14 protein-coding genes are annotated in these 15361 nt (G+C 64.9%); 7 read left to right on the plus strand and 7 right to left on the minus strand.

Going from position 1 to position 15361, the window contains the following annotated elements; translation table 11 throughout:
- Positions 1–154: 154 nt before the first annotated feature.
- A complete protein-coding gene (locus LRX75_RS16325; RefSeq protein WP_231815775.1) occupies positions 155–982 on the minus strand; it encodes a transporter substrate-binding domain-containing protein in 828 nt (275 codons plus the stop codon).
- A gap of 242 nt (positions 983–1224) precedes the next feature.
- On the opposite strand from LRX75_RS16325, the gene hutC reads away from it, so the two are divergent.
- Entirely contained in the window at positions 1225–1929 is a 705-nt protein-coding gene (gene hutC / locus LRX75_RS16330; protein WP_231815776.1) for a histidine utilization repressor, read from the plus strand.
- A 24-nt stretch (positions 1930–1953) separates the two neighbouring features.
- On the opposite strand, the gene LRX75_RS16335 is transcribed toward hutC, so the two are convergent.
- Positions 1954–3282 (minus strand): MFS transporter, encoded by a 1329-nt coding sequence (locus LRX75_RS16335; protein WP_113150835.1) that lies wholly within the window; start codon positions 3280–3282, stop codon positions 1954–1956.
- A 397-nt stretch (positions 3283–3679) separates the two neighbouring features.
- On the opposite strand from LRX75_RS16335, the gene cyoA reads away from it, so the two are divergent.
- The 5 genes from cyoA to LRX75_RS16360 all read left to right on the plus strand — a co-directional run bounded on the left by cyoA (position 3680) and on the right by LRX75_RS16360 (position 8883).
- Positions 3680–4957, plus strand: coding sequence for a ubiquinol oxidase subunit II (gene cyoA, locus LRX75_RS16340; protein WP_231815777.1), 1278 nt, complete (start codon positions 3680–3682; stop codon positions 4955–4957).
- 48 nt (positions 4958–5005) lie between these two features.
- The gene (gene cyoB, locus LRX75_RS16345; RefSeq protein WP_231815778.1) at positions 5006–7006 is read left to right on the plus strand and encodes a cytochrome o ubiquinol oxidase subunit I; all 2001 of its coding nucleotides are present in this window, start codon (positions 5006–5008) and stop codon (positions 7004–7006) included.
- Between the two features lie 2 nt (positions 7007–7008).
- A complete protein-coding gene (gene cyoC / locus LRX75_RS16350) occupies positions 7009–7638 on the plus strand; it encodes a cytochrome o ubiquinol oxidase subunit III (protein ID WP_231815779.1) in 630 nt (209 codons plus the stop codon).
- A complete protein-coding gene (gene cyoD, locus LRX75_RS16355; protein WP_231815780.1) occupies positions 7635–8048 on the plus strand; it encodes a cytochrome o ubiquinol oxidase subunit IV in 414 nt (137 codons plus the stop codon). Before cyoC ends, cyoD begins: the two co-directional genes overlap by 4 nt.
- A gap of 121 nt (positions 8049–8169) precedes the next feature.
- Positions 8170–8883, plus strand: a complete 714-nt coding sequence (locus tag LRX75_RS16360; protein ID WP_231815781.1) for an SURF1 family protein — start codon at positions 8170–8172, stop codon at positions 8881–8883.
- 28 nt (positions 8884–8911) lie between these two features.
- Here LRX75_RS16360 and LRX75_RS16365 read toward each other — a convergent pair whose 3' ends face one another.
- Together LRX75_RS16365 and LRX75_RS16370 are read right to left on the minus strand one after the other, a co-directional pair.
- Positions 8912–9928, minus strand: coding sequence for an Ldh family oxidoreductase (locus LRX75_RS16365; protein ID WP_231815782.1), 1017 nt, complete (start codon positions 9926–9928; stop codon positions 8912–8914).
- A 96-nt stretch (positions 9929–10024) separates the two neighbouring features.
- Entirely contained in the window at positions 10025–10999 is a 975-nt protein-coding gene (locus tag LRX75_RS16370; protein ID WP_231815783.1) for an AraC family transcriptional regulator, read from the minus strand.
- A 324-nt stretch (positions 11000–11323) separates the two neighbouring features.
- Here LRX75_RS16370 and LRX75_RS16375 point away from each other — a divergent pair, with 324 nt between their 5' ends.
- Entirely contained in the window at positions 11324–12364 is a 1041-nt protein-coding gene (locus LRX75_RS16375; protein WP_113150766.1) for an NAD(P)-dependent alcohol dehydrogenase, read from the plus strand.
- An 80-nt stretch (positions 12365–12444) separates the two neighbouring features.
- On the opposite strand, the gene LRX75_RS16380 is transcribed toward LRX75_RS16375, so the two are convergent.
- From LRX75_RS16380 to LRX75_RS16390, 3 genes are all read right to left on the minus strand, one after another.
- Entirely contained in the window at positions 12445–13545 is a 1101-nt protein-coding gene (locus tag LRX75_RS16380) for a methyl-accepting chemotaxis protein (RefSeq protein ID WP_338110331.1), read from the minus strand.
- 119 nt (positions 13546–13664) lie between these two features.
- Positions 13665–14129: an Lrp/AsnC ligand binding domain-containing protein gene (locus LRX75_RS16385; RefSeq protein WP_092935505.1), complete on the minus strand. Its 465-nt coding sequence runs from the start codon at positions 14127–14129 to the stop codon at positions 13665–13667.
- Positions 14129–15292: a M20 aminoacylase family protein gene (locus tag LRX75_RS16390; RefSeq protein WP_231815784.1), complete on the minus strand. Its 1164-nt coding sequence runs from the start codon at positions 15290–15292 to the stop codon at positions 14129–14131. Before LRX75_RS16390 ends, LRX75_RS16385 begins: the two co-directional genes overlap by 1 nt.
- Positions 15293–15361 lie beyond the last annotated feature (69 nt).

Genomic DNA, 15361 nt, shown 5'->3' on the forward strand with positions numbered 1-15361 from the left:
GTCTGCTGTACCGCGTCACACCTGCTGCGTCAGTCTAACCTGACATCGATCGGATGTCAGGACGATGCAGCGGGGCGAGCGGGAGAGCGGGACCGAATGCGGGCATGTGCGTCATGCCGGTTCTGCCCCGCCTCGGATCAGAGGACGGCCCTGATCAGAATGCCGGGTCCTTGACGGCATCCGGCGTGTCGAAGCTGGCGCCGAACCACTTTTCCTGCAGCTTGGCGAGGCGTCCGTCGCCCTTCATCTTCAGGAGCGCGGCATCGATCGCATCCATCAGCGGTGCATGGTCCGCATCCTTGGTGCCGATGAAGCCGAAATAGGCCTTCTGGCCGAAGGGCGGCAGCACGACCTCGAACGTATCCTTGCGCTGGCTGGCGACGAAGGCGATGTTCGGCAGGGAGTTTGCGACGCCGGCGATGCGGCCGGCGGCGAGATCGGCGTAGGATTCGGTGAAAGCGGGATATTCGCGGATATCGACCTTGGCGGGGAGCTTTTCGGAATAGCCCTGCAGCTGGGCGAGCTGCGCCGTCGCCTTGCCGACGCCGATCGCCTTGCCGGCGATGTCTTCCGGCTTGGTGATGCTGGTGTCGCCGGCCTTCTTCAGGATCGCGACCGTGGCTTCGGCCACCGGCGGTGTGAAGCGGTAGCGCTCCATGCGGGCCTTGGTGATCGTGGCGGGGCCGGCGACCATGTCGAACTTGCCGGCTTCGAGGCCCGGCAGGACGCCTTCCCAGGGGAGGGCGATCCATTCGATCTCGACGCCCAGCTCCTTGCCGAGTTCGGCGAAGACATCCACGTTGAGGCCCGCATGCTCGCCGGCATCGATGAAGTCGAAGGGGGCGAAGGCGGTTTCGGTGCCGACCTTCATGGTGCCGGCGGCCTTGATGCGGGCGAGCGCGTCTTCGGCGTGGGCCGAGAAGGTCGCGCCGAGCAGGAAGGCCGCGGCGACGAGGCCCTTCAGCAGGAAATGGGATTTCATGGTCGTCTCTCCAGTATCGTGCCGCATCTCACGCGGCGTTCCCGTCTTCAGAATTGGATCTGCAGGCTTCTGCGTCCTGCATTTTGACTATACAAATAGACAGGTCCTTGCATAAGGTGTCAATGACAAACTGCCCGCGGTGTGCGGCATCCGCTGCCCGTGTCATGCACGTGACATGCAAGCGCCGTGCCGCGCCCGCGCCGCCTGTCCGCCGCCTGTTTGCTTCATGGGGGAGCCGTGCCTTGACCTCGCTTCACCAGCGTATTTTCGAAGATATCGAGCAGAAGATCATGAGCGGCACCTGGCCGCCGGGGCAGCGCATTCCGGCCGAGCACGAGCTGGAAGGCACCTATGGCTGCTCGCGCATGACGGTGAGCAAGGCGCTGTCGGCGCTGGCGGCCCGCGGCATGATCGTGCGCCGGCGCAGGGCCGGCTCCTTCGTCGCCTCGCCGCAGCTCGACCGGACGGTAATGGATATTTCCGACATCGGGACGGAAGCGAAGGTGGCGGGCCACGCCTATAGCCACCGCATCCTGTCGCGGCGGATCGAGCGGCTGTCCGCCGCGGATGCCGCCGCGATCGAGGAGGCGGCCGGGGACGAGGTGCTGCGGGTGGAATGCCTGCACATCGTGGATGGCCGGCCGAATGCGCTGGAGAAGCGGCTGATCCTGCTCGATGCGGTGCCGCAGGCGCGCAGCGAGACCTTCGCGGCGAACCCGCCGGGCAGCTGGCTTCTGGATCAGGTGCCGTGGTCGGAGGCCAAACACATCATTCGCGCGGTCGCGGCGGATGCGGCGACGGCGAAGCTGCTGACGATCGAGCGACACGCCGCCTGCCTGCTCCTGACCCGCCAGACCTGGCAGAACGGCCGGACCGTGACCTTCGTCGAAATCACGCACCCCGGCGACCGTTACCAGTTCGCCGGGGTGTTTCATCCGTCCAAGTAAAGTCGGGCGACGCCCAAGCCGGGACTACTCCCGGGCGAGCAGGCGCTTGTTGAGGAACAGAGCCAGCATGGTGCAGATCGCGCCCGACAGCAGGTAGTAGCCGACGAAGGGCAGGCCGAACTTGCTCGACAGGCCGAGCGTGATCAGCGGTGCGAAACCGGCGCCGAGGAACCAGGCAAGGTCGGACGTGAAGGCTGCGCCCGAATAGCGATAGCCCTGCGTGAAACGCGAGGATACGGAGCCCGCCGCCTGGCCGAAGGAGAGGCCGAGCACGCCGAAGCCGGCGATGACGAAGGACGAGATGCCGGTCTGGCCGGCGCCGAGCAGGATCGGGCCGATGAAGCTGAAGATGGCGATGATGATGGCGCCGACGACGAGCTGGCTGCGGCGGCCGATGCGGTCGGCAAGCAGGCCCGACGCGATGACCGTGAGAATGCCGAGGCCGGCACCGGCGACCTGAACCAGCATGAACGAGCCGATCGACTGGTCGCTGTTGAGGTTCGTCCAGGCGAGCGGGAAGATCGTGACGACGTGGAACATGGCAAAGCTCGCCAGCGGCGCGAAGGCGCCGATGAGGATGTCGCGGCCATGGGTGCGGATCAGGTCCGTAAAGGGCACGGCCTCCAGCTCGTGACGCTCCAGAAGGTCGCCGAAATCCTTGGTCATGACGAGACGCAGGCGGGCGAACAGGGCGACGACGTTGATCGCGAAGGCGACGAAGAACGGGTATCGCCAGCCCCAGGAGAGGAAGTCCGCTTCCGTCGTGTTGGCGACGAAGAAGCCGAACAGGATGCTGGCGAGCGCAAAGCCGATCGGCGCGCCGAGCTGCGGGATCATCGCATACCAGCCGCGGTGCTTCTCCGGTGCATTGAGCGCCAGAAGGGAGGCGAGGCCGTCCCAGGCGCCGCCGAGCGCGAGACCCTGGCCGATGCGGAAGATGGCGAGCAGGTAGATCGACCAGACGCCGGCATCCTGGTAGCTGGGCAGGAAGCCCATGCAGACCGTGGAAATTCCGAGCAGGAAGAGGGCGATGGTCAGCTTGGTGCCGCGTCCGTAGGTGCGGTCGATCGCCATGAAGACGACGGAGCCGATGGGGCGCGCGACGAAGGCGAGCGAGAAGATGCCGAAGGAGTAGAGCGTCGCCGTCAACGGGTCCGGCTCGAACGAGAAGACGAGCTTGGGAAAGACGAGAACCGAGGCAAGGCCGAACACGAAGAAGTCGAAGAACTCCGACATGCGGCCGATGATCACGCCGAGCGCGATCGAGCCCGGGGATACGGGTGCGTCGCCGTGGATCTGCCGCGCGTCGCGCTCCAGGGCCGAGGATGAGGGTCCGCCGGACGTCTCTGCTATCGTTGTCATCGGGATGCCTCCATGCCGTCACAGGGCCGCGCGGTTGCACGCGTGCCGTCTTTTAAGCGATGTTGATCAAACCGGCCCCTTTATCAAGTAGCAGTTTGAGAAATTCCACCCTGCGACCGTATGACCCGTGTCCGCAAGCGCTCATTTCAAGGGGAAGGCTCGACTTTCTCATCCGGACCTATATTTCGCATCTGAGCGGGCTGACGACAGGAAGTCTGTGGACGACGCACAGTTGCGATGGTGGACCGAGCCCGAGCTGTCTATCGACGCGACAGCGAATTTTTGCCGCAGGGCATCATTTTTGCTGCGGTGCGACCAAACACCTCATATCGTTCGTGGTCGCAGGGTATTACTCGCAGGGCAAAGATAACGAAAAGAGCATTGGACCATGGCGAACCTTTATCGACACGCTTGTCGCATCCTCATGCTGCCGCTCCTGGCGGGGCTTGCCGGCTGCAACATGGTGGTGATGTCTCCCTCGGGCGACATCGCAACGCAGCAGCGCGACCTTATCCTGGTCTCCACCTTCCTCATGCTCCTGATCATCATTCCGGTGATCGCGCTGACCTTCTATTTCGCCTGGCATTACCGCCGTGCCAACACGGATGCCGTCTATGATCCCGAATGGCATCATTCGACGCGCCTGGAAGTCGTGATCTGGTCGGCGCCGCTCGCCATCATTGTCGCGCTCGGCGCCGTCACCTGGATCAGCACCCACAAGCTGGACCCGTACCGGCCGCTCGACCGGCTGGACGCGGAACGTCCCGTGACTGCCGAGATGAAGCCGCTGACCGTGGAGGTCGTGGCGCTCGACTGGAAGTGGCTGTTCTTCTATCCGGAATACGGTATCGCCACGGTCAACGAGCTGGCAGCCCCGGTCGATGTGCCGATCAACTTCAAGATCACGGCCTCCTCGGTCATGAACTCTTTCTACATCCCGGCGCTCGCCGGCCAGATCTACGCCATGCCGGGCATGCAGACGCGGCTTCATGCCGTCATCAACGCGCCCGGCGAGTTCGAGGGCTTCTCCGCCAACTACAGCGGCGCCGGCTTCTCGCACATGCGCTTCAAGTTTCATGGCCTCGACCAGGCCGGCTTCGACGGCTGGGTCGCCAAGGTCAAGCAGCAGGGCACGATGCTCAACCGCGACGCCTATCTCAAGCTCGAAAAGCCGAGCGAGCGGGAGCCCGTGCGCTACTACGGCGGTGTCGAGAACGGTCTTTACGAGGCGGTCCTCAACATGTGCGCCCAGCCCGGCAAGATGTGCATGAACGAGATGATGCATGTCGACATGATGGGCGGCGGCGGCGAGAACAGCGAAGGCAACCGCGAACGTCTGCAGTACGACAACCGCCATGCCGGCACCGGCGAGGGCACGAGTGCCGCGACCTTCCCGGCCAGCGGCCAGCCGGCCCGCTCCGAGGGTGCGCCCGAGGGCGGCAACGATCACGGCCAGCACGGTGCCGCACCGGCCGAAGGCCAGCCCGCCGACGGCGCGCAGCCGATGCAGCATGACATGCAGAACATGAACGGGCACGACATGAACGGGCACCAGATGGGTGGCCAGAACCCGGAGGCCCCGGCTTCCGCCCCGTCTCCCGACAGTGGATCGACGACGCCTGACAATGGCTCGATCGCGCCCGAACAGCTGAACAACTCGAAATGATCGCGGCGCTTTTCCGCACCGCTTGCGACTGCAAGAACTGGGGTCACCATGTTTAATCAGGACATTTCCAGCCTCGTCTTAGGACGATTGACCTTGGAAGCCTTTCCGTACCACGAGCCGATCCTCGTGCTCACCTTCATCGGCGTCGTCCTCGGCGGCATCGCCGTCGTCGCGGCCCTGACCTACTTCAAGCTCTGGGGCTATCTCTGGAGCGAGTGGCTGACCAGCGTCGACCACAAGAAGATCGGGATCATGTATGTGATCCTCGCGCTGATCATGCTTCTGCGCGGCTTTGCCGACGCCTTGATGATGCGCACGCAGCAGGCCATCGCCTTCAACGGCAACGAGGGCTTCCTGCCGCCGCACCATTACGACCAGGTGTTCACCGCACATGGCGTCATCATGATCTTCTTCATGGCCATGCCCTTCGTCACCGGCCTCATGAACTTCGTCGTGCCGCTGCAGATCGGCGCGCGCGACGTGTCGTTCCCGTTCCTGAACAATTTCTCGTTCTGGATGACGGCGGCCGGTGCGGCGATCATCATGATCTCGCTCTTCGTCGGCGAATTCGCCCGCACGGGCTGGCTCGCCTATCCGCCGCTCTCGGGCGCGGACTACAGCCCGGGCGTGGGGGTCGATTATTACATCTGGGGCCTGCAGGTGGCGGGTGTCGGCACGACGCTGTCGGGGATCAACCTGATCGCGACCATCGTGAAGATGCGTGCGCCCGGCATGACCATGATGAAGATGCCGATCTTCACCTGGACCTCGCTCTGCACCAACGTGCTGATCGTTGCTTCCTTCCCGATCCTGACGGCAACGCTCGCGCTGCTCTCGCTGGATCGTTATGTCGGCACGCACTTCTTCACGAACGATCTCGGCGGCAACCCGATGATGTATGTGAACCTCATCTGGATCTGGGGCCACCCGGAAGTCTACATCCTGATCCTGCCGGCATTCGGCATCTTCTCGGAAATCGTCGCCACCTTCAGCGGCAAGCGCCTGTTCGGCTATGCCTCGATGGTCTATGCGACGGTCGTCATCACGATCCTGTCCTACCTCGTCTGGCTGCACCACTTCTTCACCATGGGGTCGGGCGCCAGCGTCAACGCCTTCTTCGGCATCACCACGATGATCATCTCGATCCCGACGGGCGCGAAGATCTTCAACTGGCTGTTCACGATGTATCGAGGCCGCATCCGGTTCGAGGTTCCGATGCTGTGGACGATCGGCTTCATGGTGACCTTCGTCATCGGCGGCATGACGGGCGTTCTGCTCGCCGTTCCCCCGGCCGACTTCGTGCTGCACAACTCGCTGTTCCTCATCGCCCACTTCCATAACGTCATCATCGGCGGCGTGGTCTTCGGCGTCATGGCCGGCGTCACCTACTGGTTCCCCAAGGCCTTCGGCTACCGGCTGAACGATTTCTGGGGCAAGATGAGCTTCTGGTTCTGGCTGGTCGGCTTCTACTTCGCCTTCATGCCGCTCTACGTGCTCGGCCTGATGGGCGTCACCCGCCGCCTTAGCCAGTTCGAGGACCCGTCGCTGCAGATCTGGTTCATCATCGCGGCCTTCGGCGCGTTCCTCATCGCGCTCGGTATCGCCTCGTTCATCATCCAGCTTGTCGTCAGCTTCCTGCAGCGCGAGCAGAACCGCGACGTGACGGGCGATCCCTGGAACGGGCGGACGCTGGAATGGTCGACGTCGTCGCCGCCGCCGGCCTACAACTTCGCCTTCACGCCGGTCATCCACGATCACGACTCGTGGTACGACATGAAGAACCGCGGCTACGAGCGTCCGCTGGGCGGCTTCCGGCCGATCCACATGCCGAAGAACACCGGCACCGGGGTCATCCTCAGCGGCTTGAGCGTCGCCTTCGCCTTCGCCGTCATCTGGTACATCTGGTGGCTCGCCATCGTGTCCTTCATCGGCATCATCGCGGTCTCCATCGGACATACCTTCAACTACAACCGCGATTTCTACATTCCGGCGGATGACGTCGTCGCAACGGAAGGGGAGCGCACACGGCGGCTCTCCGGGCAGGCCTGATCATGAGCGCACCGACACACACCTCTCTCGCCGACGGCGAAAAGCCGGTCTTCTACATGACGGAAGACCATCATCCGGAAAACAGCACGGGCCTCGGCTTCTGGCTGTACCTGATGAGCGACTGCCTGATCTTCGCGATCCTGTTCGCCACCTATGCCGTGCTCGGCCGCTCCTATGCGGCCGGCCCGTCGCCGGCCGATCTGTTCGACCTGCCGCTGGTGGCGATCAACACCTCCATGCTGCTCCTGTCGTCGATCACCTACGGCTTCGCGATGCTGCAGATGGAGCGCAAGGCGAAGACCGAGACCCTGTTCTGGCTGGGCATAACCGGCATTTTCGGCGCGATCTTCATCGGGCTCGAAATCTACGAGTTCGTGCACCTCATCCATGAAGGCGCCGGCCCGGGTCGCAGTGCGTTCCTCTCGGCCTTCTTCGTGCTGGTCGGCACGCACGGGCTGCACGTCACCTTCGGCATCATCTGGCTGATCACGCTGATGGTGCAGGTGTCGATGAGGGGTCTCATCCCCGAAAACCGCCGCCGCCTGATGTGTCTTTCGATGTTCTGGCACTTCCTCGACGTCGTCTGGATCGGCGTTTTCTCGATTGTCTACCTGATCGGAGTTCTCGGATGAGCACCCACGCCCCTGTCAACACCGGCGGACACGAGGACGCGCACGAAGCCCATCACGGCCACAGCCATGGTCACGAGGCGTCGCACGGTTCCTTCAAGAGCTACATGACCGGCTTCGTGCTGTCGGTCATCCTCACGGCCATCCCGTTCTGGCTGGTCATGGGCGAGGTCTTCGAAAACAAGGCCTTAACGGCCGCTCTCGTCATGCTGTTCGCGGTCGTGCAGATCGTCGTGCACATGATCTACTTCCTGCACATGAACACCAAGTCCGAAGGCGGCTGGACGATGATGGCGCTGATCTTCACGCTCGTGCTGATCGTCATCGCGCTGTCGGGTTCGCTCTGGGTCATGCATCATCTGAACACCAATATGATGACCATGACGCCGGACATGATGCGCAATGTCCCCTGATACGCCCCGGCGGCCGGACACGGCCGCCGGATCCCCCACGAAGGCTTCGCCCGCCGACTCCGGCCGCAGCACCGCTGCGCACGACGGGACGTCGCCACGGCGCGGGTCCCGAAAAGGTCTCGTGGTGCTCGGCGCTATCGCGGCCTTCGTGACGGTCGTGCTTCTTGCGCTCGGCATCTGGCAGGTGCAGCGCCTGTTCTGGAAGCTCGACCTGATCGCGCGCGTGGATGCGCGGGCGAACGCCGCGCCCGTCGAGGCGCCCCACGCCGACCGCTGGTCCTCCATCACGCGCGCCGACGACGAATATCGCCATGTCAGCGTCACCGGCACGTTCCGGCACGATGCGGAAACGCTGGTCCAGGCGACGACGGAGCGTGGACCGGGCGTCTGGGTCGTGACGCCGCTCGTGCGCAACGATGGCACCACCGTCCTCGTCAATCGCGGCTTCGTGCCGCCCGACCGGCGCGACCCCGCCACGCGAAGCGCGGGCAATGTCGAAGGTCCGACGCGGGTCGTCGGCCTTCTCCGGCTTTCCGAGCCCGGCGGCGGCTTCCTGCGCGAGAACGATCCCGCGGGCGATCGCTGGTATTCGCGGGATGTCGCGGCCATCGCCGCGGCGCGTGGCCTGCAGCAGGCGGCTCCCTTTTTCATCGATGCGGACGACACGGCGAACCCCGGTGGCCTGCCGGTCGGCGGTCTCACGCGCGTCGTCTTTCCGAACAATCACCTGGTCTATGCCCTGACCTGGTTCGCACTCGCTTTCATGCTGATCGGTGCCATCGCGGTCATCGGCCGGCGGGAATGGGCGCGCGCCTCGGTCGATCCCGAGGCGTGATCGCCGTCTAGCCCGCCGGGGCTCCGCTTCAGGCCAGCAGCGCCAGAAGGTCGTCGTGCAGGGGCTTCGGAATGTCGACGCTGCCCGTGGCCTCGCTGCGCTGACGGGCGGCGTAGCGCCGCTGCGAGGGGAGGCGGGCCCCCTGGCCGAGGATGGCGTCGAACATGGCTTCCGCCCGCTCCGCATTCTCCGCCGCCCGTCCGCCGGAGAGAAGGTCCGGGTCGAAGGCGAGCAGCAGTTCGCCATGGCACGGGGCGGCACCGAGGCCGGCATCGAAGATCTGGGATTCACGGCTCGTCAGGTCGCCGATCAGCGGCCCGGCCATGAGCTCGACCATGGCGGCAAGGGCCGAGCCCTTGTGGCCACCAAATGTCAGCATGGCACCGGCCATCGCGGCTTGCGCATCGGTCGTCGGCGCACCGTCGCCGTCGATCGCCCAGCCTTCGGGAATAGGCTTTCCGGCACGGCGGTGCAGCTCGATCTCGCCGCGCGCCGCGGCACTGGTCGCGAAGTCGAAGACGAAGGGGAACGGGCCGGGCCGCGGCCAGGAAAACGCGATCGGGTTGGTGCCGAAGACCGGCTTGGTGCCGCCGGCCGGGGCCACCCAGCTGTGGCTCGGCGTCATGGCAAGGGCCGCAAGGCCGGCCGCCGCGATGCGCTCCACCTCGGGCCAGAGGGCGGAGAAGTGGAAGCAGTTGTTGATGGCAAGAGCGGCGACGCCCTGCGTCCGCGCCTTTTCCTGCAGAAGCGGCAGGCCCAGCCGGAAGGCGAGCGGCGAAAAGCCGTGCCTGGCATCGACCCGGACGATCCCCGGTGCCTGATCGACCACCTCCGGTACGGCCGTCGCGTTCACCTTGCCCTCGCGGATCGAGCGGACGCAGCCGAGTACGCGGTAAAGCCCGTGCGAATGGCACTCGTCGATCTGGCCCGCCATGACCGTATCGGCCAGCGCCGCGCAATGCTCGGGCGAGAGGCCGGCACGGGAGAGGGCTTCTACGGTCAGGGCGCGGGCCTGGTCGAGGGGCAGTCGGACGGTGTCGGTCATGGGAACTCCGGTTCGGGAAGCATGTCCCGGTGATGTGTGGGGGACGGGTTCTTTCAAATGCAAGGATCGAAACTTTGCCGGCTATCGACAGCGGGCTCAGCCTTCGCTGAGCAATTCCGGCGCGCCGGTCCGCTGGCCGCGGAGGGAGCGCCGGGTGCGGCCGGCATCGCGGAGCGGCGGCGCGCCGAACTGGCGGGCATATTCGCGGCTGAACTGCGAGGGGCTCTCATAGCCGACCTGATGCCCGGCGCTGCCGGCATCCAGCATATCCTCCACCATCAGCCGGCGGGCCTCCTGCAGGCGAAGCTGCTTCTGGTATTGCATGGGGCTCATGGCGGTGATGGCCTTGAAGTGATGGTGCAGCGACGACACGCTCATGCTGACGCGCCGGGCGAGGTCCTCGATCCGCAGCGGCAGGGCATAGTGCTCCTTCAGCCAGGCACAGGCCCGGCCGATCTGGTGCGACTGGCTCTCGGCCATGCTCAGCTGGCGCAGGCGCGCCGCATGCGGGCCCGTCAGGAGACGGAAGATCAGCTCCTGCTCGATCAGCGGCAGCAGGGCGGGAATGTCGCCGGGGCGGTCGAGAAGGCGCAGGAGACGCAGCGCCGCGTCCTCGAGTTCGGGTGTCAGCGCCGCAACGGACATGCCGCGCTGCTCGGGGGGCGACGCCTCGGACGCCGCGCCTGCCGCATCCCGCGTCTCGGCCGCGGAGCGGTCGAGCAGGGCCAGAAGCGGCGGGATCTTGGCGGCGTCGATCTCGAACACCATGCCGAGATAGGGGCTTTCCGGCGAGGCCTCAACGATCTGGCTCGTCACCGGCAGGTCGAACGAGGTCAGCAGATAGTCCGAGCCGCCATAGATATAGGTTTCGTGGCCGAGCATGACCTTTTTCGCGCCCTGCGCGATCAGCGCGAAACTCGGCCGGTAGGCGCCGCAGGAGGGGACGGCCTGCTCGGAACGCCGATGTACCGTGAGGCCCGGCACCGCCGTCGCATGGTCGCCATCCTCCCTGGCGAAACGGGCAATGATCTCTGCGAAGGGCTGACGGCGGGCGGCGGAGGGATCGAACATGAGGCAAGACTTTCCGGAAAACGGGCGCGCAGGACGACACGGTTCTAACGCGAAAAGCGCCAGACCGACAACGGCCGAATGCCGGATCCACCCGTCGTGCGGCGGCGTGCGGATGCCTTGCGGATTTTGCCGCGCGCGTCGTGGCGCGGTTACGGTTTCGAGGTCAGCCGCATGCGCGACGGTCGTCAAGACTTCAAAGGGTATTTGCAGGATCGTGCAAGAAATTTGCAGGAATGGCGCATGCTTATGTCGTCCGTAACTTTCATAATGGTTCGGCCGGCGATGTTTCGACCGGTTCAGATTTGCAGACAGAAGGAACCACCCATGGCTTTCGCAAGAGGATATGCGGCGACCGACGCGTCGAAGCCGCTCGAACCCTTTACCTTCGAGCGTCGTGCGCCCAACGCGGACGATATCGTCATCGACATCAAATATTCCGGGATCTGCCATTCGGATATCCATCAGGTCCGCAACGAGTGGGGCAATGCGAAGTACCCCATGGTCCCCGGCCACGAGATCGTCGGCATCGTGTCCGCCGTCGGCTCGGGCGTGACCAAGTTCAAGGTGGGCGACAAGGCCGGCGTCGGCTGCTTCGTCAATTCCTGCACGACCTGCGCCACGCGCGATGTCGATCTCGAGCACTACATGCCGGGTCTCGTGCAGACCTATAACGATGTGGAGGCCGACGGCACGACGCCCACCTATGGCGGCTATTCCGACAGCATCGTCGTCAAGGAAGGCTATGCGCTGTCCATTCCCGACAATCTGGACTTCGCCGCCACCGCGCCGCTGCTCTGCGCCGGCATCACGCTCTATTCGCCGCTGATGCACTGGAAGGCCGGCCCCGGCAAGAAGGTCGCCATCGTCGGCATGGGCGGTCTCGGCCATATGGGCGTGAAGATCGGTGCGGCCCTCGGTGCGGAAATCACCGTGCTCAGCCAGTCGCTGTCGAAGAAGGAAGACGGCCTGAAGCTCGGCGCGACGCATTATTATGCGACGAGCGACGCGGAGACGTTCACGAGCCTTGCCGGCAGCTTCGACCTCATCCTCTGCACGGTTTCGGCCGAAATCGACTGGAATGCCTATCTCGGCCTGCTGAAGGCCGACGGCGCGCTGGTCCTGCTCGGCGTTCCGGAAAATCCGGTGCCCGTGCATGCGTTCGCGCTCATTCCCGGCCGTCGCAGCCTTGCCGGCTCCATGATCGGCTCGATCAAGGAAACGCAGGAAATGCTCGACTTCTGCGGCAAGCACGACATCGTTTCGGATATCGAGCTGATCCGCATGGACCAGGTCAACGAAGCCTATGAGCGCGTGCTGAAGAGCGACGTGCGCTACCGCTTCGTCATCGATGCCGCAACGATCTGATTGATCGGGGCCGCTGAAGGCACATCAAAGAGGGGCGGCCGGCAGCGGCTGCCCCTTTCGTCATCAGGGAAGGCAGTGTTTCAGAGCGACAGGCGCTGGCGGATGTCGGCTTCGCGCTCGGGCCGCTGGATGACGACGCCGCACCAGCCGAGGCCGTCGTAATCCTCGTAGCCGAGCGTGGGTGCGAAGGCGACCAGCGTTCCGTCGCTCATATAGTAGCTGCCGCGGCGCATGCCGTCGGGCGGCGTCAGGGCGAAGCTCGTGTAGACGAGCGCCGGGCGCGAGGCGGCGATCACCATGCCCTGTCCGTCGAGCAGCAGCACAGTGGTGCGCTCCACGTCGGCGGACGCGATGTTGGCTTCCTTGTGGACGATCGACTGGCCCTGGTTCGCCCAGTCGAAATAGACGCCCAGCGCGCCCACCAGCGGCGCCGTGGAGACGCCGCCCTGGCGGACGCCGGTGGCGTAGACGAGCGCGTCGGCATTGCCGTGCAGGGGACTCGGCTTGACGACGTCGACGATATAATCGTCGCCGGAGCCCGTCTTCATGGCGGCCTTGACCCAGGGTTCGCCGGAGAGGTCCCGGCCCATGATCGTCTTCTGGAAATTCGGATTGGCAGAGGCAACCGCGCGGCCGGCCGTGTCCACCATCACCAGATCGAGATAGACCGTGTAGAACCGGTTGATGACGCCGAGGCGCGTGGCGGCGAACGCCTGGCGGGTGCGATCGGGGTTTTCGAGAGCCTCCCACAATGCCGTGTCGGTCGCCCACCAGCGCACATCCGCCGTCCGCTCGAACAGGTTTCGCACGATGAGCTGGACGAGGGTCTGGGCGAGATCGACGAGGCGCACGCCTTCCATCTCGTGCACCAGCGCGTCCGACAGCGACCGTCCGAGATTGACCCGCTCCAGCACTTCCTGCTGGAATTTGGCGGCGATGGAGGCCGAGGCGCCGGCCAGCCGCTGCACTTCGTTGGCAACGACGGCAAAGCCCTTGCCGATGTCTCCGGCCCGCGCCGCCTCGATGCTGGCATTGATGCCGAGCAGGCGGATATGCCGGACGATATCATCGTTCTCCCGCCGGAAGCTTTCCAGGTCGTTGCCGATACGCTCGGTGACGGCGCGCATGGCGCGCGGCGTGGCTCTGACCTCCTGCGCACCTCTCCTTTCGGCTTCCATCATCGTGCTCACCCTCCACCCCGGTGCCGACCGCGGCTCCTCACTATTAGGCGGTCCTGATATTTATGAATCTGAAACTTGCGCGGGTATTGCGCGGCTGTGCCGGGGCGGCACAAAGGCTGCTACAGCAGCGGCAGGGGGCCGTCGTTCTTGATTTCTTCCATGACGGCGTAGGTTCGGGTCTCCTTGACGCCCTGCAACGTCCAGAGGAACTGGCCGAGGAAGTTGCGGTAGGCGCTCATGTCCTCGAAGCGGGTCTTGACCAGATAGTCGAAGCCGCCGGCCACCATGTGGCACTCGATCACGGACGGGGCCTTGCGGATGGCGTCGGCGAAGGTGTCGAACACCTCGGGCGTGGTCTTGTCCAGCATGACCTCGATAAAGACGAGCAGGCCGAAACCGAGGCGCTGGGGATCGAGGCGGGCGCCGAAGCCCGAGACGTAGCCTTCCTTCAACAGCCGGCGCATGCGCTCGCTGGTGGCCGTCGGCGACAGGCCGACGCGCTCGGACAGTTCCAGATTGGTGATCCGCCCGTCGGCCTGGAGAATGCTGAGGATCTTGCGGTCGATCCTGTCGATGCCGCTCATCAGGCGCCCAGGCGGCTTTCCGCAAGGCGCACCCAGTAGGAGATGCCGTGGGGAATGGCCTCGTCGTTGAAGTCGTAGCCGGGATTGTGCAGGCCGGCGCTGTCGCCATTGCCCATGAAGACGAAGGCGCCGGGGCGGGCGAGCAGCATGTAGGAGAAGTCCTCGCCGCCCATCATCGGATCGACGTTGCCGACCACCTTCGACGCGCCCGCGACATCGGCCGCCGCCTCCAGCACATGGCCGGTTTCCGTCGCGTGGTTGACGGTGACAGGATAGTTGCGGGCATAGCGGACGCGGGCGGTGGCGCCATAGGCGGCCGCCAGATGCGTGCAGATCTCGTTGATCCGGCGCTCGGCCATATCGCGGTTTTCCGCCATCAGCGTGCGCACGGTGCCGGCCAGCAGCGCCTGTTCGGGAATGACGTTGTGGGCGAAGCCCGCATTGAACTTGGTGACGGAGACGACGACGGCCGACAGCGGATCGGCGGTGCGCGAGGCGATGGTCTGCAATGCCGTCACGATCTGGGCGCCGAGCACGATCGGGTCGATGGTCTTGTGCGGCTGGGCCGCATGACCGCCACGGCCCTCGATGGTGATCGAGAACTCGTCCGTGGAGGCCATGATGGGGCCGACACGGGAGGCGAAGTGGCCGATGGGCATGCCGGGCATGTTGTGCAGGCCGTAGACCTCGGAGATGCCGAAGCGCTCCATCATTCCGTCCTTGACCATCTCGTTGCCGCCGCCGCCGCCCTCTTCGGCCGGCTGGAAGATGACGGCGACCGCGCCCTTGAAGTTGCGGGTTTCCGCGAGATACTTGGCGGCACCGAGCAGCATGGCCGTGTGGCCGTCATGGCCGCAGGCATGCATCTTGCCGGGGGTGGTGGAGGCATAGGGCTTGCCGGTCGATTCCGTCATGGGCAGGGCGTCCATGTCGGCGCGCAGGCCGATGGTGGTGCCGTCTCCGAGCTGCCCGCGGATGAGGCCCACGACACCGGTGCGGCCGATGCCGGTCACGATCTCGTCAACGCCGAAGTCGCGGAGTTTGTTTTCCACGAAGGATGCCGTATTTTCCACGGCGAACAGAAGTTCGGGCCGGCTGTGGATATGGCGGCGCCACGCGGTGACTTCGTCCTGGAGTTCGGCTGCACGGTTGAGAATCGGCATGATCTGTCCTGTCGGTCGTGGTGGCGGCACGCAATCGCATGGCAAAGGTCTTTGCCTTGCCCCTGCCAT

Origin of the sequence: Rhizobium quercicola (genome assembly GCF_021168455.1) — a bacterium.
GTDB lineage: Bacteria > Pseudomonadota > Alphaproteobacteria > Rhizobiales > Rhizobiaceae > Ferranicluibacter > Ferranicluibacter quercicola.

What these genes read in the sequence shown, in the direction of transcription:
- cyoD (WP_231815780.1), top strand. Translation starts at nt 7,635, where the DNA reads ATGAGCACCCACGCCCCTGTCAACACCGGCGGACACGAGGACGCGCAC.
- LRX75_RS16375 (WP_113150766.1), top strand. Translation starts at nt 11,324, where the DNA reads ATGGCTTTCGCAAGAGGATATGCGGCGACCGACGCGTCGAAGCCGCTC.
- cyoA (WP_231815777.1), top strand. Translation starts at nt 3,680, where the DNA reads ATGGCGAACCTTTATCGACACGCTTGTCGCATCCTCATGCTGCCGCTC.
- LRX75_RS16325 (WP_231815775.1), bottom strand. Translation starts at nt 982, where the DNA reads ATGAAATCCCATTTCCTGCTGAAGGGCCTCGTCGCCGCGGCCTTCCTG.
- LRX75_RS16365 (WP_231815782.1), bottom strand. Translation starts at nt 9,928, where the DNA reads ATGACCGACACCGTCCGACTGCCCCTCGACCAGGCCCGCGCCCTGACC.
- cyoB (WP_231815778.1), top strand. Translation starts at nt 5,006, where the DNA reads ATGTTTAATCAGGACATTTCCAGCCTCGTCTTAGGACGATTGACCTTG.
- LRX75_RS16370 (WP_231815783.1), bottom strand. Translation starts at nt 10,999, where the DNA reads ATGTTCGATCCCTCCGCCGCCCGCCGTCAGCCCTTCGCAGAGATCATT.
- cyoC (WP_231815779.1), top strand. Translation starts at nt 7,009, where the DNA reads ATGAGCGCACCGACACACACCTCTCTCGCCGACGGCGAAAAGCCGGTC.
- LRX75_RS16385 (WP_092935505.1), bottom strand. Translation starts at nt 14,129, where the DNA reads ATGAGCGGCATCGACAGGATCGACCGCAAGATCCTCAGCATTCTCCAG.
- LRX75_RS16380 (WP_338110331.1), bottom strand. Translation starts at nt 13,545, where the DNA reads ATGATGGAAGCCGAAAGGAGAGGTGCGCAGGAGGTCAGAGCCACGCCG.
- LRX75_RS16390 (WP_231815784.1), bottom strand. Translation starts at nt 15,292, where the DNA reads ATGCCGATTCTCAACCGTGCAGCCGAACTCCAGGACGAAGTCACCGCG.